The 20887-nt window shown below is 66.9% G+C and carries 19 protein-coding genes and 1 pseudogene; 16 read left to right on the forward strand and 4 right to left on the reverse strand.

The annotated features are described in order from the left end of the window. The first annotated feature begins 37 nt into the window (after positions 1–37). The 3 genes and pseudogenes from ACFYTQ_RS30835 to ACFYTQ_RS30845 all read left to right on the forward strand — a co-directional run. Positions 38–880, forward strand: coding sequence for a GntR family transcriptional regulator (locus ACFYTQ_RS30835; RefSeq protein WP_387368625.1), 843 nt, complete (start codon positions 38–40; stop codon positions 878–880). Next, positions 877–1533 carry an HAD family hydrolase gene (locus ACFYTQ_RS30840; RefSeq protein WP_387368627.1) on the forward strand — a complete coding sequence of 219 codons (657 nt, stop codon included), beginning with the start codon at positions 877–879 and terminating at the stop codon, positions 1531–1533. The genes ACFYTQ_RS30835 and ACFYTQ_RS30840 overlap by 4 nt, the downstream gene beginning before the upstream one ends. 626 nt (positions 1534–2159) lie before the next feature. Continuing rightward, positions 2160–2252 (forward strand): annotated as a pseudogene (locus ACFYTQ_RS30845) (hypothetical protein); the annotation flags it as partial. A gap of 163 nt (positions 2253–2415) precedes the next feature. Here the strand turns inward: ACFYTQ_RS30845 and ACFYTQ_RS30850 are convergent. Beyond that, positions 2416–3333, reverse strand: a complete 918-nt coding sequence (locus tag ACFYTQ_RS30850) for an HNH endonuclease (RefSeq protein WP_387368629.1) — start codon at positions 3331–3333, stop codon at positions 2416–2418. A 180-nt stretch (positions 3334–3513) separates the two neighbouring features. Between ACFYTQ_RS30850 and ACFYTQ_RS30855 the strand changes: the two genes are divergently transcribed. The 12 genes from ACFYTQ_RS30855 to ACFYTQ_RS30910 all read left to right on the forward strand — a co-directional run bounded on the left by ACFYTQ_RS30855 (position 3514) and on the right by ACFYTQ_RS30910 (position 16197). Continuing rightward, positions 3514–3852 (forward strand): hypothetical protein, encoded by a 339-nt coding sequence (locus tag ACFYTQ_RS30855; RefSeq protein WP_387368631.1) that lies wholly within the window; start codon positions 3514–3516, stop codon positions 3850–3852. Between the two features lie 113 nt (positions 3853–3965). Beyond that, positions 3966–5633 carry an acyl-CoA synthetase gene (locus ACFYTQ_RS30860; RefSeq protein ID WP_387368633.1) on the forward strand — a complete coding sequence of 556 codons (1668 nt, stop codon included), beginning with the start codon at positions 3966–3968 and terminating at the stop codon, positions 5631–5633. Between the two features lie 171 nt (positions 5634–5804). Continuing rightward, on the forward strand, positions 5805–7463 hold the full coding sequence (locus ACFYTQ_RS30865; RefSeq protein WP_387368635.1) for an acyl-CoA synthetase: 1659 nt from the start codon (positions 5805–5807) through the stop codon (positions 7461–7463). 182 nt (positions 7464–7645) lie between these two features. Continuing rightward, positions 7646–8194, forward strand: a complete 549-nt coding sequence (locus ACFYTQ_RS30870) for a hypothetical protein (protein WP_387368637.1) — start codon at positions 7646–7648, stop codon at positions 8192–8194. A 212-nt stretch (positions 8195–8406) separates the two neighbouring features. After that, entirely contained in the window at positions 8407–9867 is a 1461-nt protein-coding gene (locus tag ACFYTQ_RS30875) for a PepSY-associated TM helix domain-containing protein (protein ID WP_387368639.1), read from the forward strand. A gap of 130 nt (positions 9868–9997) precedes the next feature. Continuing rightward, positions 9998–10684: a hypothetical protein gene (locus tag ACFYTQ_RS30880; RefSeq protein ID WP_387368641.1), complete on the forward strand. Its 687-nt coding sequence runs from the start codon at positions 9998–10000 to the stop codon at positions 10682–10684. A gap of 86 nt (positions 10685–10770) precedes the next feature. Continuing rightward, positions 10771–11241: a DUF1360 domain-containing protein gene (locus ACFYTQ_RS30885; protein ID WP_387368643.1), complete on the forward strand. Its 471-nt coding sequence runs from the start codon at positions 10771–10773 to the stop codon at positions 11239–11241. 343 nt (positions 11242–11584) lie between these two features. Continuing rightward, complete coding sequence (locus tag ACFYTQ_RS30890; RefSeq protein WP_387368644.1) at positions 11585–12595, forward strand: hypothetical protein; 1011 nt, start codon at positions 11585–11587, stop codon at positions 12593–12595. Positions 12596–12612: 17 nt separating this feature from the next. Further along, positions 12613–13038, forward strand: a complete 426-nt coding sequence (locus ACFYTQ_RS30895) for a nucleoside 2-deoxyribosyltransferase (RefSeq protein ID WP_387368646.1) — start codon at positions 12613–12615, stop codon at positions 13036–13038. After that, complete coding sequence (locus ACFYTQ_RS30900; protein WP_387368648.1) at positions 13035–13628, forward strand: hypothetical protein; 594 nt, start codon at positions 13035–13037, stop codon at positions 13626–13628. The genes ACFYTQ_RS30895 and ACFYTQ_RS30900 overlap by 4 nt, the downstream gene beginning before the upstream one ends. 163 nt (positions 13629–13791) lie before the next feature. Next, positions 13792–15411, forward strand: coding sequence for a hypothetical protein (locus ACFYTQ_RS30905; protein ID WP_387368650.1), 1620 nt, complete (start codon positions 13792–13794; stop codon positions 15409–15411). Positions 15412–15510: 99 nt separating this feature from the next. Beyond that, positions 15511–16197, forward strand: a complete 687-nt coding sequence (locus tag ACFYTQ_RS30910; protein ID WP_387368652.1) for a hypothetical protein — start codon at positions 15511–15513, stop codon at positions 16195–16197. Here ACFYTQ_RS30910 and ACFYTQ_RS30915 read toward each other — a convergent pair. Both ACFYTQ_RS30915 and ACFYTQ_RS30920 read right to left on the reverse strand, forming a co-directional pair. Beyond that, positions 16175–16432, reverse strand: coding sequence for a hypothetical protein (locus tag ACFYTQ_RS30915; protein WP_387368654.1), 258 nt, complete (start codon positions 16430–16432; stop codon positions 16175–16177). The genes ACFYTQ_RS30910 and ACFYTQ_RS30915 overlap by 23 nt on opposite strands. 12 nt (positions 16433–16444) lie before the next feature. Next, positions 16445–18160, reverse strand: coding sequence for a sodium:solute symporter family protein (locus ACFYTQ_RS30920; protein ID WP_387368656.1), 1716 nt, complete (start codon positions 18158–18160; stop codon positions 16445–16447). A gap of 405 nt (positions 18161–18565) precedes the next feature. On the opposite strand from ACFYTQ_RS30920, the gene ACFYTQ_RS30925 reads away from it, so the two are divergent. Further along, positions 18566–20047 carry a diguanylate cyclase domain-containing protein gene (locus ACFYTQ_RS30925; protein WP_387368658.1) on the forward strand — a complete coding sequence of 494 codons (1482 nt, stop codon included), beginning with the start codon at positions 18566–18568 and terminating at the stop codon, positions 20045–20047. Here the strand turns inward: ACFYTQ_RS30925 and ACFYTQ_RS30930 are convergent. Continuing rightward, positions 20044–20823, reverse strand: a complete 780-nt coding sequence (locus tag ACFYTQ_RS30930; protein ID WP_387368660.1) for a DUF6319 family protein — start codon at positions 20821–20823, stop codon at positions 20044–20046. The two genes, ACFYTQ_RS30925 and ACFYTQ_RS30930, sit on opposite strands and share 4 nt — an antisense overlap. Between the last annotated feature and the right edge of the window lie 64 nt (positions 20824–20887).

Here is a 20887-nt window from a genome sequence, read left to right on the forward strand (position 1 = left end):
TCCTGGGCAACCTAGGCAGATTGGATACTCTTACTCCATGGATGCGATCGATCCCGACGACCCCCGCCCCGCCTCCCAGCAAATCGCAAACCAATTGCGGGCCGCGATCTTGACGCGCAAGATTGCGCCGGGCGAGAAGCTACCCTCAGGGCCACAGCTCGTGGAGCGGTACGGCGTCGCGAAAGCGACTGCGGAACAGGCGATTCGAATTCTCCGCGACGAGGGATTGGTCATTTCCCGCAAGGGCAGTGGCGTTTACGTCCGGGAGAGGACCGAACGGCCTGTTGGCCTTCGGCCCCATATCGAACGGGCATTTGAGGCAGCAGCCGTGACGATCGACTTCGCCGGATTCTCCGGCGAGACGCTCCATGGTGCTATCGCCGAACCTCTCGACCGCATCCGGGAAGGTCGGTTGCGGCCCGACGCGCTCACCATCCGCTTGCTCGTGCCAGACGCATCGATCCCATGGTCGCTGCCAGCTCGAACCGACGACCTCAGCGACAGCCCTGCATTCCGCCGACGGGCCACGCGGATCATGGAACGCCATGCCCTCGCGATTGTGGATGCCGTGCACGAACTCAGCGAACTGGGCCTGGTAGCCACCGCCAACGCTCAGGTTCGTGTCTTCCCTGCAGTTCCGTTGTTCAAGCTCTACGTCCTCAACGGCGAACAGGCATTCTTCGGCTACTACCCGGTCCGCGAACACAAGCTGGAACTCGACAGCGAAACGACTGCGATATGGGACCTTATGGGCAAGGACGCCACGCTGTTTCAGCACGCGACCGACGCCGATCTGGAATCCAGCAGCAGCCAGTTCGTCAAGCAGTCGCAAATGTGGTTCGAAAGCATTTGGACCTCCGTAGCTCGGGACTACCGATGAACGTTCCGACCCCTCAGTGCCTCCTGCTGGACTTCGATGGCCCCGTCTGCGGAGTCTTTGCCGGTCTACCTGCGAGCAGCGCCGCCGCCAACCTTGCTCGGACGCTAGCCCCACCGGTACCCACCGAGGTATCCAACTTCATCGATCCGTTCGACGTCCTTCGCTACGCGGCCGAACATCGCCGCGAAGAGCTCGATGAGGTCGAAAGGCATTTCGCCACAATCGAATTGGGTGCGATTCGCCAGGCCAGGCCGACCGAAGGAGCCGCGGAACTGATTCGGGCAGCGGCCAACCGGCCGTCGATGTGCGTTGCGATCGTGAGCAATAACTCAGTTCCGGCGATCAACGCCTATCTCGACGCACATGACCTCCGCACACACATCACCGGCGTTTTCGCTCGCCGCTCGGCCGACGTGTCCAGGCTGAAACCCGCTCCAGCACTCCTACTGGAGGCACTCGACGCATTGGGTTGTTCCGCCAATCAGACTGTCTTCGTGGGAGATTCGCTCACCGACATTCAGGCTGGGCACGCCGCGAACGTTCCCGTCATCGCGTTTGCCAACCGTCCGGAGAAGGCCGAACGATTCATCGCCGCAAGTCCCCTCGGGATAGTCACGAGCATGGCTCAGCTACACGACCGCCTTGCGCTGTGAGCCCCTTGCCGAATTTAGCTATATAGGATCAAGGGGCGGCGCTGGCGCGCCGCCCAGCGGTGCCGCCACGCGGCACCGCGCAGCACGGCCCGCCTCCGCTCCGCTCCGGCCGACCGTGGCCCGTTGGGCGCGTCGGCACCGCTTCGGCGACGTGGCAGAACCACCGACTTTCCCTATCTGGCTACTTTTGCAACGACCGAGCAGTGCTGGGCACGCCGAGAGCCGTACCCGGCCTGGCCTCCCGCAGTCAGCACGCCGAATCCCCGCCACCCAGCCGCGGCAACCGGCTGTGGTCCCGTTCCCTCAGCGCACGCACGAATCCCCCACCTTCCTCATGGCCCGATTATCTCGCTCCGGTCGAACGAGTCAAGGACCACCTCCGGTGTCCGCTACGCGGTGCTCCGCATCCTTGACACGCCCGCCCTCCACAGAGGACGGCCAGTATGAGGAAGATGGGGGGAAGAGAAGTCAGGGGGCGGATAGACGACCTATCCGTCGAGCGCCAGGCCGTCTACAGGCCGTCGAAGGTCGAAAACGGCCCGGAACCAGCGAGAAGCGCTGAGTACCGAATGGGCTGGTCACCAGCCATTTTGGCGGCAACGCCACAGCTCAGGCAGAACGCACGCAAGATTCTGGACATCTTCGAGGGGACGCAGCAGATCCAGCAGTTGATCGTGGCCCGGCGGGTGCTGGGGCTGGGGAGCGACAAGCTGAAGTAGGTTGTGGGACAAGGTAACCGGTGCAAGCGCGCTTCAGCGCCGGCACCGGTTTCTCGTTCGATACCGCGGCCGGCTATGGCCGTCACCACGTCGAACCGCAACTGTCATGGGCAGATGCGCGTACGCACAGATGCTGTCGCAAGCGAACAACCCGATATCACCGCTACCAGCTGGCAGTCACCTCGTTGAAATGGTCGGCCAGAGCAGGGACGTAGACACCCTGGGCGACCGAAATTCCCTCCAGCGCTTTGTAATTCGCATACCGCGCGAGGGACGGGGCGATCACAACCTTCATCGTGGTCGGGTCGACTGCCAACAACCCAGCGTCGAACAGCTGGTGGATATCGGATCGCAACAGCAGTCCATCAGCGGGATCGTGGGATTCATGTTTGGCGAACTCGCGAAGGTGGGCGGCCTGTAGCGCAGGCGCCGGACACGGCCCGGTAATCGCACAGACGAGGCCGTACATCTGGAGCAACTGCTCGCGAAACGCCGCCTGGCCGTTACGGACTTTCACCATGGCGGTACGGTGCCCGCCCTTCGGCGGAGTCGTCCGCACGGCGGGTGCCGGCGGAAGGACCGCGCGAACGCCGGCCAGCAGTTTTTCGAGTCGCTCGACATCGCAGGAGCGGATTGCATTCTGCTGCGCACGATCCAGTGCCGGCTCGATGGCAGCGAACGACAGCGCACCGTCCAGCGGTTCCCATTGCGCGCCGTAGCTCGCCACGTATTTGATCACCGGCACGTCCACTCGCCGGGGCTCATCGAACGTGTGTCGACAATCGGAGTGCCGGCACAGAAACGTCGGTGTCCTGGTCGTCCGCTTCACATAACCGGTTCGGCCGCACTTCGGGCAGCTGTACCGCACCTTCGTTCCCGGACCGGAGTCGATCCGGTCGATCCGCGAGACACCATGCACCACAGTCGAATTCCGGAGCACGACGATGTGGCCGACCGACACTTTCAGATGGTTCGCCACGCCGCTGTCATAGGCGTACTGCGAACCCAGTACGTCCTCGTAGCCCTCGTTGCTCTCCCACGTGCGGTCGTCCTGATTAGACAGCAGCGCCCACGCCTTCATGCCGCCCCTTTCGCTCGAGCTGTTTCGCGCAGATCTTCTCGGGGGTTGAGCCTACGGAGGCGCCTTCCGCGACCCACAATCGTTCTCCCATGGACATTCCCGATCGTGGCCCATACCGGTGCCAGTGGCAGTAGGTTGTTCTCGGGACCGAAAGTCTGGACAGAATCTGGTGGGGGAGTTATGAATTCGTCGAGTTTCCTCGACTGCTGTCGCGAACCGCGGCTCGTTCGGATCCGCACGCTGTCGGAGTCGAGCCATGATCTCGCGGCACTGCAACGGTGTACCTCATGCGCGGCCTATTGGCTGTATCGGTTCCACGAGTACACCGACTGGGCGAGCGGGGTCGACGATCTCACCTCGTGGTTCACTCGCCTGACCGACGAGGAGGGGACAAGGATCCTCGGCGCGGCGGAGCACGAGCAGACGGACCTGTCGTTCGTGCGGCGGCGCACGAGTTGGTTGAACGACCGGGACGGCGTACGCCGAGTCAAGGGCGCACCCCACCAGCCCTGGAGCTGAGGCCGCCCGAGTTGGCCGAATTTCTGTATCCCCCGTCACACTCCCCTGCTACCGTCCACACCACACGGCCCTGGGGAAGGGCGGAGGAAGTGGTGGTGTCGAAGGTGGTCGAGATGGCTTCTGTACTGGGTGGGCTGGGGCGCAGGGTGGCGCTGGGGGTCGAGACGGTGCGGGGGCTGGCGGTGTTGCAGCAGCGGCGGTTCATTGATCTGGGGAATCCGGCGGAGACGTTGCGGACCGTCAAAGAGGTGAAGGTGCTGGGGCCGCAGGCGACGATGGTGCGGCATGCGGCGCGGGTGTGGCCGGGGCGGGCGGCGCTGATCGATGAGCTCGGGAGCATGAGTTATCGGGAGCTGGACGAGCGGTCGACGGCGCTCGGGCGGGGGCTGCGGGGGATGGGGATCGAGCCGGGGCAGGTGATCGGGATTCTGGCGCGGGATCATCGGGGGCTGCTGCTGGCGATGGTCGCGGCGGGGAAGATCGGGGTGCGGCTGGCGCTGATGAACACCGGGTTCGCCAAACCGCAGTTCGCGGAGGTGTGCCAGCGCGAGAAGGTCAGGGCCGTGCTGCACGACAGCGAGTTCATCGGCCTGCTCGACGCGCTGCCGCCGGAGTTGCCGCGCGTGCTGACGTGGGTCGACGAGGGCGTCGAGCTGCCCGAGAACGCCGTCACCGCGGACGGTCTCATCGCCGCGAACTCCACCGAACCGCTGCCGCTGCCCGACGCGCCCGGCGGGTTCATCATCCTCACCAGCGGCACCACGGGCCTGCCCAAGGGCGCGCCGCGCAGCACGATCTCGCCGCTGTCGACCGCGCAGATGATCGACCGCATCCCCTTCCCGCACCAGGGCATGATGATGATCGTCTCGCCGATCTTCCACAGCACCGGCCTGGCGACCTGGCTCGCGGCCGCGGGCTACGGCAATACCGTCGTGCTGACCCGCCGCTTCGACGCCGAGAAGACGCTGCGCCTGCTCGCCGAGCACAAGGTCGAGATGCTGGTCGCCGTGCCGACCATGCTGCACCGGATGGTGGAGCTGGATCCGGAGATCCGCGCGAAATACGATCTGTCCGCGCTGAAGACCGTGCTGCTGGCCGGTTCCGCGCTCTCGCCGGAGCTGACCGTCCGGGCCACCGAGGCGTTCGGTCACGTCCTCTACAACCTCTACGGCTCGACCGAATGCGCGATCGCGACCGTGGCGAATCCGAAGGACCTCGCGCTCGCCCCGGGCACCGCGGGACGCGCGCCGATCACCTGCGAGGTCGCCCTGTTCGACGACCAGGACCGCCGCGTCCACGAGCGCAATGTGCCCGGCCGCATCTTCATCCGCTCGGGCGCGCCCTTCGAGGGCTACACCGACGGGCGGCACAAGCAGATCATCGACGGCTTCATGTCCTCCGGCGACGTCGGGCACATCGACGAGCACGGTCTGCTGTTCGTCGACGGCCGCGACGACGACATGATCGTCTCCGGCGGCGAGAACGTCTTCCCCCAAGAGGTCGAGAACCTGCTGCTCGAGCGCCCCGACATCTTCGACGCCGCGGTGGTCGGCGTGGACGACGCGGAATTCGGAAAACGCTTGCGCGCCTTCGTGGTTCCCGAACCCGGCGCCACCCCTGACGGCGAGGAGATCAAGTCCTACGTCAAGAGCAACCTCGCCCGCTACAAGGTCCCGCGCGAGGTGATCTTCCTCGACGACCTGCCGCGCAACGCCACCGGGAAACTGCTGCGCCGCGAGCTGATCGAGTACCGCATTCCGGCGGAGCGCGGCCCGGAATGAGATAGGGGCCACGGGCTCGGGATCACATCGCGGCGGGGTAATAGCGCTACTCTCGGTTACAGAGACGCTGACCACAGCCGGACCGCGGTGCTTGCTAGGGTTAGCGCTGCACTGGATCTCGATGTTGCGGTCCGCCAGCCACCCCCGGCGGTATCGCGGAAGGTTGTACCTATGTCAGCTGTCCTTCCGTCAGCAAGCACTGCGCTCCGTAAGGCCGGAGATCTCGCGCTGAGCGTCAACGCCATGCGCAAGCGCGGCCTGTTCAATCCCCTGCGTCCGGATCACGCGCTGCGCTCGGCGCTCAATGTCGGCAAGTACGGCCCGTTCGCGGGGGTGCTCATGCACGCCGCGCAGCTCACCCCGAACAATCCGGCCCTGCTCGACGAGCACGGCGAGATGACCTTCGGCGAGGTCGACGAGAAGTCCAACCAACTCGCCCGCGCGCTGGCCGCGCAGGGCCTCGGGCAGGGCGATGTGGTGGCGCTGCTGGCCCGCGATCACCGGGGCATGGTGCTGGCCCTGACCGCGACCGGCAAGCTCGGGGTGCGCGCGGTGCTGATGAACACCGGTTTCGCCAAACCGCAGTTCGCCGATGTCGCCGCCCGCGAGAAGGTCAAGGCGGTGCTGCACGACAGCGAGTTCGTGGAGCTGATGAGCGCCATCCCGGCCGACATCCCGCGCATCCTGACCTGGGTGGACGAGCAGGACGGCGTGGATCCGGCGACCCCGACGCTGGATTCGCTGATGGCCGGGCAGTCGGGCGCTCCGATGCCCGCGCCGGAGAAGCCGGGCGGCATGGTCATCCTCACCAGCGGCACCACCGGCACCCCCAAGGGCGCGCCGCGCGAGAAGGTCAGCCCGTTCATCTCGGCGCAGTTCCTGGATCGAATCCCGTTGCCGCGCAACGGTTCCATGGTGGTGGCCGCGCCGGTCTTCCACGCGACCGGCCTGTCGCAGTTCACCCTCGGCCTGGCCCTGGGCAACCGGATGATCTTCCAGCAGCGCCGGTTCGATCCGGAGCGGACGCTCGCCAATATCGCCGAGCACAAGGCGACCTCGCTGGTTGTGGTGCCGACCATGTTGCAGCGCATGCTCGATCTGCCCGCGGAGACCCTCGCCAAGTACGACGTGTCGTCGCTGCGGATGATCTTCGCGGCGGGTTCGGCGATTCCGCCGGACGTGGTCACCCGCAGCCTCGACTACTTCGGCGACGTGCTCTACAACGTCTACGGCTCCACCGAATGCGCGATCATCACCGTAGCCACCCCGCAGGATCTCCGTATCGCGCCGAGCACCGCGGGTAAACCGCCGGTGGGCATCCGGCTCGCGCTCTACGACGAGAACCGCAAGCGCATCACCGCGCCGCATGTGACCGGCACGATCTTCATCGAGAACGCGCATTCGTTCAAGGCGTACACCGACGGCCGCACCAAGGAGACGGTCGACGGCATGATGTCCTCCGGCGACGTGGGCCATTTCGACGAGAACGGGCTGCTGTTCATCGACGGCCGCGACGACGACATGATCGTCTCCGGCGGCGAGAACGTCTTCCCCCAGGAGGTCGAGCACCTCATCGCCAACCGGCCCGACGTCCTCGAGGCCGCCGTCGTCGGCGTGGACGACCGCGAATTCGGAAAACGCCTGCGCGCCTTCGTCGTTCCCGCGCCCGACAGCTCCCGCGACGCCCAGGAGATCAAGGACTACGTCAAGGCCAACCTGGCCCGCTACAAGGTCCCGCGCGAGGTGATCTTCCTCGACGAACTCCCGCGCAACGCCACCGGCAAACTGCTGCGCAAGCCGCTGGTGGAGATGGAGGTCGCCGCCGACTGACCGCTCCCGAACGAGTGGGATTTACGGCGTAAGCAGTCCGTTATCATCAGCGGGTGAGAATCGACCCCGGCCGCCAGCGGGCGTCGGCGCGGACGCGCCGGACGTCGGTGGCCGGGGTCGTTTCTGTGTCGGCCCGAACGCTCCGTACGTCGGCGGCCGGGGGCGTTTCACCGTCGGCCCGCATGCGCGGCGCGTCGGCCGGGGGCGTTTCGACGACGGCATGCGTGCGCGGCGCGTCTGCCGGGGCGGTTTCGGGGGCGTTGGCCGTGGCGGCGCACGGGTGGGCCTCCGAGGGGATGGGGGTGTCGTCGACGACGGTCGCGCTGCTCGTCGCCGTGGCGGCCGTCGTGGGGACGTCGGTGGCCGGGGTGGGGCGACTGCGGGATTCGGCGTTCGGACTGGTCGGCGCGCTGGTGGCGGGGCAGGTGCTCGGGCACGCGGCGTTGTCGGCCGGGATGATGTCGATGCCGCACGAGCGGTCGCTGTGGAGTCCGGCGATGCTGGCGGCGCACGTGGTGGCGGCGGTGTGCGCGGCGGTGGTGATCCTCGGGGCGGAGGGCGCCTATCGGATCGGTACGGCCGTGCTGAGGCGCGTGCTGCCGGGGCTGCCGCGGATTCCGGCCGAGGGGCCGTCGCGGCCGCGGCCGGTGCATCGGGATCGGGTCGTGCTGCGGATCCTCGCGGCCGACACCTTCCGCACGCGCGGGCCGCCGCGTTCGGTTCGAGTCTGAATTCATTCAACACCCGTCCGTAGCAACGGTTTTCGCGCGCGTCGTCGACGGCGGCCGCCGCCGGTGCCGCCGGTGAGTCCTGAGGGGCATCGGCGCTCGTCTCGCATCGGCGTCGGCTCGTCCCTCGGGTACGCCGGTGGTCGTCTGCCGGAACCACGCGTCGTCCCCGGACGACGCGCGCCGACGGGTGCCCTCGAACAGGAGCATCACCCTTGAGCATCATCGAGAATCCGGCCGTCGACGACGAATCGTCGCGGCCGTCGCCGGAACCCTCCGGTACCCCGAAAACCAAGCCGCGCAACGCCTTCGTGGCGTTGGCCCTGCGACTGCACTTCTACGCCGGTGTCTTCGTGGCACCGTTCATCCTCGTCGCCGCCCTCACCGGGGCGCTGTACTCGATCGCGCCCACGCTGGAGTCGATCGTGGATCGCGGTCTGCTGCACATGGATTCGAGCGGACCCGCGCGGCCGCTGGCCGACCAGGTCGCGGCGGCGGTCGCCACCCGGCCGGACCTCGCGCTGAACGCGGTGGCCCCGGCCCAGAATCCGGGGGACACCACCCGCGTGCTGTTCACCGATCCGTCGCTGGGCGAATCCGAGCGGCGCGCGGTGTTCGTCGATCCCGCGACCGCGCGACCGGTCGGCGACAGCGTGGTCTACGGCAGCTCCGGGGCGCTGCCGATGCGCACCTGGATCGATCAACTGCATCGGAGCCTGCATCTCGGTGAGCCCGGGCGGCTCTACAGCGAGCTGGCGGCGTCGTGGTTGTGGATCGTCGCGCTCGCCGGGCTGGTGCTGTGGTGGCGGCGGGTGCGGTCCCGGCGAGAACGGCGTTCGGTGGGCTGGCTGCTGCGGCCGGATCGGTCCCGCGACGGTCGCCGCCGGACGTTGAATTGGCATGGGGTCGTGGGGATGTGGGTGCTGTTGCCGGTGCTGTTCCTGTCCGCGACGGGCATGACGTGGTCGACCTACGCCGGGGCGCACATCGATACGCTGCGCGCGCGGCTGAGCTGGACGACTCCGGCGGTGTCGAGCGCGCTGCCCGGCGTCCCGGCCCCGCAGGGTACGGGCGGTGAGCACGCCGAGCACGGCGGTCATTCCATGCCCACCTCCGCGTCGGCGGAGCGAATCGCCCAGTTGGACAAGGTGTTCGCGGTCGCGCGCGAGCACGAGGTGAGCGGACCGCTGGAGATCTCGATTCCCGCGAGCGACGGGGTGGCCTTCGTCGCGAAGGAGCGCCGCCTGTCCGGGCAGTACACCCAGGACGCCATCGCGGTCGACGGGGCGACCGGCGCGGTGGTCGACACGCTGCGGTACGCGGACTGGCCGCTGATGGCCAAGCTCACCAACTGGGGTATCGCACTGCACATGGGTCTGCTGTTCGGGCTCGCGAACCAGCTGTTGCTGCTGGTGACGATGGTCGCGTTGCTCACGGTGATCGTGCGCGGCTATCTGATGTGGTGGCGGCGCAGGCCGACTCGCGACGGCTTCGCGGTGGGACGCGCGCCGCACCGCGGGGTGTTGCGGCGGACGCCGGTGGTCGTGGTGCTGCCGGTCGCGGCGGCGGCCGTGCTGGTGGGGTGGTTCGCGCCATTGGTCGGCGTCAGCCTGGTGGGGTTCTTGATCGTGGACGTGCTCGTGGGCGCGATCAGGGGGCGGGCCGCCACGAGTTAGCCGGAGATCTACGCGTCGTTCCCGCCCGATGAGCGGGACGACGAGCTGCCGCCGCATGCCCGGATTCGGGAGCGTCGGCATTCGCACAGCAAACATCGAAACCCCCAGACACACAAGAGGTTCCCTTCCTATGCGCACCATCCTGCTCGCCGCGGCCACCGCCCTGAGCGCGGCGATCGCCAGCACCGGTACGGCGAGCGCGGCGACCGACGGCGCGGTCGGCTACGCCCTGACCCTCGGCGGCGAATCCACCACCGTCGCAATCGATTCCGGCTCCCTGACTGCGGACGACAGTGTCCTCACGATCCGAGCCGAGGACGGCACCGTCCTCGCGGGCGCCGAATTGTCCTTCCGTGTGGACGATTTCGTCTTCCCCATCGCCGCCGACATCGCCGACCGCACCGCCACCCTCACCCCGCGCCTGGACCCGACGCACGCCGTCTACCGCCCGGTCGCGCTCCCCTTCGAGGACAGCGCGCCCTGGAAGACCCCGTACGAGCGGGAACAGGCCGCGTGGAGCCGGATGACCAGCACCATCGGCGCGGGCGCGACCATCGGCACCCTCGTCGGCGGCATCGGCGGCGCCGGAATCGGTTGCGTCCTGGGCGGAATCGCGGGCGCCACGGTCGCCGCCGCCACCCTCGTCGGCATGTTCGGCCCGTTCGTCCCCGCCGCCGTCGTCGGCTGCCTCGGCGGGATCGTCGCCGTCGGCGCCCTCGGCACCCTGCTGGGCCAGCTGTTCGTCACCGCCCCCATCGCGATCGCCGCGGCGGCACAGTACTTCACGACGATCAACCAGCCCTTCCCCGCGCGCTGACCCCGCCGGATCCCCGGTCCCGGTTTCGCGCGAGCCACGCGGGGAAGCCGGGACCGGAGGAGTTCACGACCGAAGGAGGCCGACCTGTGCGCGACGACCGAGCGAGCCTGGCGGGCTACCGCCTCGTCATGACCGTCTACGCCGCCCTGGTCCTCGCGACCGCCGCAGCGGTCCACCTCACCGGCCGCCCCCTCCCCCGCGCCATGACCCTCCGGGAAATCTTCACCACCGCCGTTGCCGCCCAGAAACTCTCCCGCCTGGTCACCAAGGCCGCCGTCACCGAACCCCTCCGCGCCCCCGTCGCCCGCCGCGCCGACGACGGCGGCCCGGGCGAGGTCAACGACGAGCCGAAAGCGGACTCAGGAGTCGAGAAAAGCCTGAGCGAACTGCTGACCTGCCCGTTCTGTTTCGACGTGTGGGTGGTGACGGCGATGACGATCGGCCATGTGTTCGCGCCGCGGACCACGCGATTGTTGGTGGACGGGCTGGCCGCCTTGGCGGGGGCGGATTTCCTGCATCTGGCCTACGCGACCGCGCAGCGGGTGGCGGAGGGCTGAAGGCCTCTGCCGAAACAGCGTCAACCCCTATATCCGGGCACAGATCGGCCGTAGGTACATCTCCCTCGCGTACAGGCATCCTTTCGACCAGGTCCCTCCGGGAAGAATGGTCCGAACATAACCTTCCCGTACGAATGAAATTTCACAGCGACCATTTCGGTCACAGCGGCAGGTTCCGGACATCCCCGCATTTCCTTGTGCAGAAGGCTCTCATCCATGACACTGAGGGCGGGAAGCCGGGGTTCCCGTAGCCGGAGTGGTGAATACAAACAGCCTGAACGCCGCCTCGGGGGTGTACGCCAAGAGTTACGCCTGAGACGTGGCTCCCTGCCGAGGATGTCCGATGCTCGACCTGCCGAAGTCATTCCTGATCAACGTGGAAAGTGAGATCATCGCACACAATTTGATGCCCGACGAAAAGTGCACAGCGGTCGCCTTTTCCGGTGGGAAGGATTCACTACTGCTCTGCCTGGCACTTCGGGAACTAGGGGTCGAGCATGTCGCGGTGACGGTGGATATGGCGTACTCGTCGGGCTGGGCGGAAAGGATCGTCCGATCGGCGCGCGAACACGACCTGACGGTGGAGGTGGTGAACGCACGTCGTCCCCGAGCCGATCACACCGCCCCCGTCACCCTCGAACTCCGCCGCCGACTCGACACTTTGGACGAACTCGGCGGCGAGACCATCATGACGGGCACGACACCGTGTACGCACTGTTACAGCGTGAAGGCCCTCGCCCTCAATTCGTTCGCGGTGATGAACGACATTCCGCGCGTGGCCTTCGGTCATCATCTGACCGACGCCTCCGCGTCGCTGCTCAAAGAGGCCCTCCTGCACATCGATCGACATGTGCTGGGGCACGAGCGATTCGAGCGGCGGCATTTCGCGGAACTGGTGGACCGCCTGTGGTCCGAGGCGAACGCCTTCGGCAGCGCGGGCACGGGGGAACTGATTCCCTGGATCGACGCTCTGGTCGGCCAGCACAGGGTGGATACCGACGAACCACCCAGGCAGCAGTTGCTCGCCAACGGCATCAGGGATGTCGAGGTCATTCGCCCGTTGCACCGTGTCACCGAATCGGACATAAGAACGATCGTCAGTCGCGCGGGCCTGCACACCGAGGGCTCGGGTTGTGGTCACGGGCTCACTGCGGCTTCCCAGACACCGCGGGAGATGGTTCACCATCGAATTCTGGATCACACCGTCGGAACCCCGTTCGCCACCTGGGTGGGCGAACTGGTCGCCCGAGGGATAGGACCGGACGGTCGCGCTTCTGTGAACGCCCGTAGTCGGAGAAGGGCGTTGTTGGGACCATCCTACAAACCTACCGGCAACGAATACGACAAAATATGAGAAAGGACCACGGACGAGTGACGACGAAGATAACCCTTTGCGGCAGCGGAAAGATGCGCACGGAAATCACCACTGCCGCAACCGAATTACGTAACCACGGTTTCATTGTTCTGGCCCCACCCTTACACAAGTTGGACACACTTTTCCGGGGGCAGCCCGAGGAGTCGTGGAGCCTGGCATGGAAGGGTGCCACCTTCGCGCATTTGAACAGGATCGCGAAAGCCGACGTCGTCTTCATCGTGAATCCCGATGGCTACATGGGTCCCAGTACGACTCTCGAACTCGGCTATGCGGTGGCGATGGAAAAGTACATCGTGGGCATGCAACCCGACAATGCCGAAATGGCGCGAACCATTCTACTCGACCACATCATCGGCACCGACAATGTGGTAGCGGCATGCAAAGAACTGGCGGACGAAATGGCGGCAGGTCACTCCCGGTGACCGGTCCTTCGAACGATGTGGCCCGCTACCTGGCAGAGGAATGGCAGGAAGTTACCGGAAGCGGCGTTGCGGCCGAAGACTTCTGGCTCTGCTGTCAAACCCTCACCGAGCGCGGACTGCTGATCGGCCAGCAGCGTGACTTGGCGGCCGTGGCGATCGGGCCTTTCAGGATCGCGATTTCGAAATACAGCGCTCCCGTCCGAGACTTCGTCGAGGCATTGGTGCCCAGTATGGCCGCATCCCTTCCCGCCGGTACCGCCGCGGCCACCGCGGTCTCCGGTATATCAGCGGCCGCGGCGACCTGCCTGGTCGAATTGCTGGATCGCGGAGTGGTCTTCGGAAGGTCGGCGGAGGATCGGTTGCGCTGGTCGATCCTCATGTACGTCAAGGCATCCGGCGACGCCGGCCGCCCACCGAGCCGATCGGACGTGCTCGTTCATTTCCGACGGTTGCGCGTGGAGCACGATGGAAGCGAAGAAGTCGAGGCAGCGTTGCTCTGGCTCCTGGGCGAGCACGCGAAATCCCTGCTCGGTTCGCCGCAACAGGCACTGCTGAGCGAGCGCGAAGGATTGTTGCACAGCGAGGTTTAGTGGAATGGCGGCACCCGGAAGCAGCCTCGAGAAGGCGACATACGTGGTTCGAGAGGCGGGAGGGACGGTTCTCGGATCGTGCTTCAGAGTACCTGTTCTCGATTCCGCGAATACGGGTTCGTATCTGCTCTCGACCGCTCATTCGATTCGACTGGGCGGTCGAGTGCGCGAAGAACTTTCGATCGAGAGCGGCACGACGGCCGCGCCGGTTCGGGTCGTCACGTGCGGACTCTCCGCCGCTTCGGACATCAGTCTGCTCCATTGCGACCAATACCTCGGCGCGCCTGTGCGATGCCGCCCGGTCACCGCTGCCGGCGCGGCCTTCGTGCGTGGAGCCGCCTGCGGAGTGGATACCCGACTCGTCACTCTGCGGGCCCGGCTGTCCGGCCTCGAACAGACCCGAGAAGGTGACTACCTCGACCTGGCGGTGGCTGAACTCGGGCAACTCGAACGGGACATGCTCGAACCCACCGACAGCATCAGCTCGGCCTATGCGGCGCTCCGCGGCCTCTCCGGCGGGCCTGTCGGAATCGCCGGCGAGGACGGAGAAATTGTGTGCGGCATGGTCTGCCGAAGAAATACGGCAGGCATCTGCAATCGCCTGTACGCCATGCCCCTGCGAAACATCGTGGAGTTCCTGCGATCACGACAGCACATCCTTCAGATCACTCGCGCACCGGAGCATCGCGACAGCTCACTCGATCTGCTTGCGGGACGATTGATAGCACGGATCGCCGCTTCGGCGGACGGCCTGCACCAATTGTGGGAAGACATGTCCGAACTCTTCTATGGCGGCGTGGCCATGGACAGTCTCCTTCGGGATATTCTCTCCCGCCCCGCGCACTATTCACTGCGAGAGCCGTGGCAATTGATCGCTGTCCGATATCTCCTGGCCAGGCTGCTGAACAAGCGGGGCGAGCCCGAGTCCGCCCTGACAACGCTCGGCGCCGCGCGGCAGATGCTTCCCCGAACGACCGACGAACACACGGCTCGACTGAAGGCCGCCATCGATCTTCGACTCACCGTCGGCCTCCTACCGAAACACGATGCGGCGACTCGGCAGGAGAGACTGTTGCGCGCGGTCGGTGAATACGAGACTGCCGAGGCGATTCCCGAGGATTTCCGCGCATACGAGATCGCCTCGGTCCTCGGCGGTGAGGCCACGGCGCTCGGTTCCCTTCCGGCACTTCGAGATTCATCACAACCCGCTCGGCGCCACTTCGAGGATCTGCAAATGCGTCACCGCAGGCTGTTGGACGAGTACCCGCACGTCTTGATCGAGAAGCAGGAGATAGTCAGCCTCGGATTGGACGCGGTCTCGCTGCTGTTCGGATTGAATCCCAACGCGTTCGGGACTACCGGCGCGGTTCTCCTGTCCGAGGTCGCGGCGCGAGGCAGAATGGCGGCGATACAACGCGGGAACGGAATATTCCTCGCCCAGATGACCCTCCTGCAAGCCATTGCCGCGAAGGAACGGAAGGCGCTCGATTACTCCTATCGGGCCCTCGTGGCCGTGGCACGCGCCTTGCAGGAGGCGGGCATCGGACTTCGCCACGAAGGCATCGCGGCCTATATGTCCTATCTGGACGGTAACGAACCGGAATTGAGCACGCTCTTCCGGGCAGTATACAACTGGGGAATCGACGACACGTCGAACGCCGTGCGAAACACCCGAATCGTACTGCCGCCAGGGGACTTGACCGCTGCGCGAGAGGCTTTGCGTTCCACCGGAGAAACACGCTCCGACCAAGGCTTGATGTCATTGCTCGCCGTGGTGGAATGACTCCCGCGCGCGGATCCCCGCACGCGTGTCGGGTAGCGCGCCCTCGATCGGACGTGGATCCTGTTCGGACACCGTTCGAAACGAACCGAGGGGAACGATGTGGCAAGCGAGACGTACGGAGGCAGCGGGGCGGGAACCGGCGATACCGCTTATCTCGCAGGACCTTTCACTTCCATGCTGGCACCGAACGGGCGAAGCGGTCTCATCGGTCAAGGCACATCCATCATTCCGGCAACGTCGCCGTGGCGACAGGCGTTGACAGCGGCCGAGGCGGCGCTGCGTTCCCTGGGGTGGCGAGTGTTCCTTCCCCACCGCGACGTCAGCGGATGGGGTGTTCGACGGGTGTCGTCCGACGTCGTCGTGCGTGAATGCCTGGACGCCGTACTGAACAGTGATCTGGTCGTCGCCTTGCTCGGGCAGAGCTTCGGAACGCATATCGAAGTGGGAGCCGCACTCGGACAACGGATTCCGACAATTGTCGTCCAGAGCGGTGATCTCCCGGCCTCGTACTTCGCCACCGGATTCGGCGGAACCTCGTCGTATGCCGCCTGTTTGACCATCGAATCCGTCGAGGATCTCCCGAATGCGCTGCGCGGAGAGGCGTTCACCGAAGCACTGAGCCGAGCCCGAATGCACGCGAGGGGGTGTGCGCAGGCGGCGGCCGGTTCGCGGCAACGGGACGCGGGGGCGGTCCGGGTGGGAGCCGGACAACGGAAACACGACGGGCGGAGCGATTCGCCCGTCGCGTCCCCGAATTCCCTTCCTACCCAGCCGTTTCCGCCGTAGGCTCCTCCGGCTTCTCCGGAGCCGCGTGCACCAGCTCCTTCACCGGACGCAAGCGAACCCAGGCGAGGAAGGCCACGCCCACGACGAGCATGCCCACCCCCGCCCACAGGTTGGTGTTCCAGCCGCCGGAGCGGGCCTGGTCGGTGGCGTCGTCGGCTACCAGGCCGGTGACGAGGAGGATGAGGCCGTAGAGGCCGAGTAGGGTGCCGACTATGGTGCGGATGTCGAAAAGCATTGCGTCACTTCCTTATCCGACGAAGATGTTCAGCGCGATGACGATGACCAGGGCTATTCCGGCCAGCAGGACCGGGCGCTGGTACCAGGGCAGGGACGCGGCGTCGGGGTCGGTGAGTTGGGCCTTGGGGGTTTCGGAGTAGACCAGGCCGACGAGTTCGGCGTGGGGTTTGGGGGCGGTGACCTGGCTGACGACGACGCTGAGGACGATGTCGACCACGAACGCCACACCGGCGGCGAGGAAGCTCGAACCCTGGCCCGACAGGTGGAACACGTCGGACTGGTGCAGCACGAAAATGACCACCGCGGACAGGGTTCCGAAGACCAGGCCCACCCAACCGGCGGTCGGGGTCATCCGCTTCCAGAACATGCCGAGGATGAACGTGGCGAACAGCGGCGCGTTGAAGAAGGAGAACAGCGTCTGCAGGTAGTCCATCATGTTCGAGAAGTTCCCGGCGATGAACGCGGTGCCGATGGCGATCACCGTCGCCCCGACCGTCGCCAGGCGGCCGATGCGCAGGTAGTAGCCGTCCGGCTTGTCCTTGACCACGTACTGCTGCCACAGGTCGTAGCTGAACACCGTGTTGAACGCCGAGATGTTCGCGGCCATACCGGCCATGAACGCCGCCAGCAGACCCGCCAGCGCCACGCCGAGCAGACCGTTGGGCAGCACGTCCTTCATCAGATACAGCAACGCCTGGTTGTAGGTGACGTCGCCCTGACCGGTCGCCTTGTAGTCGCGGATCTGCGGCACCAGCAGCGCGCTCACCATGCCGGGGATGACGACGATGAAGGGCACGAACATCTTCGGGTACGCGCCGATGATCGGCGTACGCCGGGCCGCGGAGATCGAATGCGTGGCCAGCGCGCGCTGCACCTCGACGAAGTTGGTCGTCCAGTAGCCGAACGAGAGCACGAAGCCCAGACCGAACACGATGCCGATGACCGACAGGAAGTTGTTCGAGAAGCCGGACAGCTCGTTGCCGGGCCAGGAGTGGATCTGCTGATCGCCGTCGGGCAGCGCGGTCACCTTGTCCGTCAGGCCGCCCCAGCCGCCGATGCGGTGCAGGCCGACCAGCGTGAGCGGCAGCAGCGCCGCCACGATCACGAAGAACTGCAACACCTCGTTGTAGATCGCCGCCGACAGTCCGCCGAGGGTGATGTAGGACAACACGATCACCGCGGCCACGATCACCGACACCCACAGCGGCCAGCCCAGCAGCACGTTCACGATCGAGCCCAGCAGATACAGGTTCACGCCCGCGATCAGCACCTGCGCGAGCGCGAAGCTGACCGCGTTCACCAGATGCGCGCCGGTGCCGAAGCGCCGCCGCATGAACTCGGGCACGCTGCGGACCTTGGAGCCGTAGTAGAACGGCATCATCACCACGCCGAGGAACAGCATGGCCGGAACCGCGCCGATCCAGAAGTAGTGCATGGTCGGCATGCCGTACTGGGCGCCGTTGGCGGACATGCCCATGATCTCGACCGCGCCGAGGTTGGCGGAGATGAACGCCAGGCCGGTCACCCAGGCCGGGAGCGAGCGGCCGGACAGGAAGAAGTCGATACTCGACGACACCCGTTGCCGGGCCAGCAGGCCGATGCCCAGCACGAACACGAAATAGATTGCGACGAGGACATAGTCGACGGGTGCGGCGTCCAGCCGCAGGGTGGCGCCTTCGGCCAGCACCGTATCGAAAAGACCTGGGGGCGCAGCAGCGGGCGGCATACAGCTCTCCTGTCGGGGGGATCAATCGGACGACCGGTCGGGTCGTCGTCCGGATACTAGCGGGTTGTTAGCGCTCACAGGGCCAGTTCGTCCCCCCGTCGAGCGTGTCCGCGACGATGTCGTCGATGCCGGGAGGAGCATTCCCCGCCCGGCCGGATCGAAACCCGCGACCCGCCAGACGTTTCCATCCGGAACGACAGGCGTGTCGATGGGAAATCGGCCCCGCCGCGCGGGTTTTCGTGACATGATCAAGTCGGTTGTCCAGATTCTGACGACGGTTCGACCGTCGCCGCGTCTGTGGGGACACCACCTCTCGGATCACGTTCGCGACGAAAGGGCACGTCGTCGAACGCGCGAACGTGAAAGTCGCTGTGCAGGATTCACGGAGCGGACAAGGGGGGCGCGATGTTTTTCGACGAAACACCCGTGGTCGGCACCAGCCACTTGGCCCTACCGCCGATCCACGACGGTGGCGCCAGAACCGTGACCGCCCTCGTCGTGCTCGCGACGCTGACCGTGATCGCCGTCGGCGTGCGCCGGTATCGGCCGCCGGTACCCGCGGCCTGGTACTCGCTCGCCGCCTCGGCCGCGCTGTTCGCGCTCGGCGCGCTGCCGCGCGATCGGATCGACGGTCCGGCCCATCCCGTCGCCGACGCCGCCACCCTGGCCGGGTACGCGGGCGTGGGGGTCGCGGCGTTCCTGTGGCTGCGCCCGCGCCGCAGCCACAGTTGCACGCCGGACCAGATCCTCGATTCCGGACTCATCGGGCTGGGCGCGCTGCTGGCGTCGTGGACGTTCCTCATCTCGCCGGTGCTGCACGACGCGAGCGCACCGACCGCGTCGGTGCTGCTCGGCGCGGCCTATCCGGTGCTCGACGCCCTGCTGCTCACGCTGGTCACCCATTCGGTGGTGGCCTCGAGCCGCTCGGAGATTTCGCTGCGGTTGGTGCATCTGAGCCTGCTGGCGCTGCTGCTGGCCGATGTGGTCCGCGGCCTGGTCCGGGCGGGCACGCTGCGGGCCGACACCCCAATGGTGTTGCCGCTCATGCTGATCGCGTACGTCCTGTTGGGGCTGGCGGCACTGCATCCGACGATGGTGACCCTGGGGCGGCCGCGGCGCATCCTCGCGCAGCAGTCGCGGCGGCGGGCGAGCGTCATCGCGGTGGCGCTGGTGGTGGCCTCGCTGGTGCCGAGCGTGGGTTCGCGGCTGGGCAGCATCGATCGGCTGGTGGTGTCGTCGCTGCTGGCGGTGTTGCTCATCGGGGTGCTGGTGCGCAGCGAACGGGCCATCCTGCGCAGCGCCCGCAGCGAGCGCCGCGCGCAGTATCAGGCCGACCACGACATGCTCACCGGTCTGCTCAACCGCTCGGCCCTGCTGCGCACGCCCGGCCGCAATCGGGAGCACTGGGTCGGGCACGCGCTGGCGATGCTGTTCCTCGATCTGGACGGGTTCAAGGCGATCAACGACACGCACGGTCACAGCGTCGGCGACGAGCTGATCGCCAACGCGGCGGCCCGGATTCGGCGCATCATTCCCCGCGACGACGCCGCCGCGCGGTACGGCGGCGACGAATTCGTGGTGCTCGCCGCCGCCGACCGCGCCGCGGCGACCGTCCTGGCCGAACGCCTGCTGGCCGCCTTCGCGACCCCGTTCGAACTCAGCATCGGGGAGGTGTCGGTCAGCGCCAGCATCGGCATCGCCTGCGACGGCCCGCGCGGCGACGAGCGCTCCGTGTACGACCTACTGCGCGAGGCGGATTCGGCCATGTACCACGCGAAGGCGTACGGGCTGGGCTACGCCTTCCACGACGACGCGCCCCACCCCAAACCCGCCGAGGCGGCGCGGCGGGGCTGGCGGCGCGACGCCGCGGTGCGCGACGCCGGTTAGCCGGACAGCTCGTCGAGCATCTTGCGGGCCTGTTCGAGTTCGGCCTGCAACTGTTCGACCTTGGCACGCTGGGTGGAGCGCACCGACTCGAGTACCGAGTCGACCACCTCGGCCACCTCGGGGTGCAGCAGCTTGGCGGCCTGCGCGACGGCCGAACCGGCGACGGCCAGGCCGCGCACGGTGCGCTTCTTGCCGTTGACCACGTCGACGGTCCACTCGCCGTCGGCGGTGCCGGACAGGGTGACGGTGACCTCGACCGTCTTGGTCTTGCGGGCGCCGGTCGCGGGTTTGTCCTTGGGCCGGGCGGGTGCGGGTTTGGGCGCGGGCTTGTCGGCCGTCGCGGCGGCGGGCGCGCTCGGGGCCGATTTCGGCTCGGGGACAGCGGTTTCGGCCGGAGCGGGGCTCGGCGGCGTCGGCGCCGGGGCGACGGACGTGGGCACGGTCGACGGCAGGGTCACAGCGGTGTCCTTCCTTGTTGCCTTGGTCTGCTTCGCGGGCGGTTGCGCTGCCGCGGGGGTGCGGCGGGCCGGTTTGGTCAGCGTCACCTCGGTGGGCGAGAACGACAGCACGTCCTTGGATCCGGTGGGACGGACCTGGAGGAAGTCGCCCTCGGCCGGTTCGCCGAGCGCCACCACCTTTCCCGATCGTCCCTCGGGCACGCCGACGGCCGCCGCGGTGAACCACACCATCGGCGGACGGCCGCTGGCGATCTCCGCGGCGATCCGCCGGATCTCGGTGTCCGACAGCGGGTCTGGCTTGGTTCGACGGGACGACATGGTGCACTCCGGGCGGGTTCGTAGACAGCTGCGTGTCAAGAGCATGCCCCATGCCACCGACAAG

It is taken from the genome of Nocardia sp. NPDC004068 (assembly GCF_042874315.1).
Lineage (GTDB): Bacteria > Actinomycetota > Actinomycetes > Mycobacteriales > Mycobacteriaceae > Nocardia.

What these genes read in the sequence shown, in the direction of transcription:
- ACFYTQ_RS30835 (WP_387368625.1), top strand. Translation starts at nt 38, where the DNA reads ATGGATGCGATCGATCCCGACGACCCCCGCCCCGCCTCCCAGCAAATC.
- ACFYTQ_RS30880 (WP_387368641.1), top strand. Translation starts at nt 9,998, where the DNA reads ATGCGCACCATCCTGCTCGCCGCGGCCACCGCCCTGAGCGCGGCGATC.
- ACFYTQ_RS30855 (WP_387368631.1), top strand. Translation starts at nt 3,514, where the DNA reads ATGAATTCGTCGAGTTTCCTCGACTGCTGTCGCGAACCGCGGCTCGTT.
- ACFYTQ_RS30840 (WP_387368627.1), top strand. Translation starts at nt 877, where the DNA reads ATGAACGTTCCGACCCCTCAGTGCCTCCTGCTGGACTTCGATGGCCCC.
- ACFYTQ_RS30850 (WP_387368629.1), bottom strand. Translation starts at nt 3,333, where the DNA reads ATGAAGGCGTGGGCGCTGCTGTCTAATCAGGACGACCGCACGTGGGAG.
- ACFYTQ_RS30860 (WP_387368633.1), top strand. Translation starts at nt 3,966, where the DNA reads ATGGCTTCTGTACTGGGTGGGCTGGGGCGCAGGGTGGCGCTGGGGGTC.
- ACFYTQ_RS30870 (WP_387368637.1), top strand. Translation starts at nt 7,646, where the DNA reads ATGCGCGGCGCGTCGGCCGGGGGCGTTTCGACGACGGCATGCGTGCGC.
- ACFYTQ_RS30920 (WP_387368656.1), bottom strand. Translation starts at nt 18,160, where the DNA reads ATGCCGCCCGCTGCTGCGCCCCCAGGTCTTTTCGATACGGTGCTGGCC.
- ACFYTQ_RS30925 (WP_387368658.1), top strand. Translation starts at nt 18,566, where the DNA reads ATGTTTTTCGACGAAACACCCGTGGTCGGCACCAGCCACTTGGCCCTA.
- ACFYTQ_RS30930 (WP_387368660.1), bottom strand. Translation starts at nt 20,823, where the DNA reads ATGTCGTCCCGTCGAACCAAGCCAGACCCGCTGTCGGACACCGAGATC.
- ACFYTQ_RS30915 (WP_387368654.1), bottom strand. Translation starts at nt 16,432, where the DNA reads ATGCTTTTCGACATCCGCACCATAGTCGGCACCCTACTCGGCCTCTAC.
- ACFYTQ_RS30890 (WP_387368644.1), top strand. Translation starts at nt 11,585, where the DNA reads ATGCTCGACCTGCCGAAGTCATTCCTGATCAACGTGGAAAGTGAGATC.
- ACFYTQ_RS30865 (WP_387368635.1), top strand. Translation starts at nt 5,805, where the DNA reads ATGTCAGCTGTCCTTCCGTCAGCAAGCACTGCGCTCCGTAAGGCCGGA.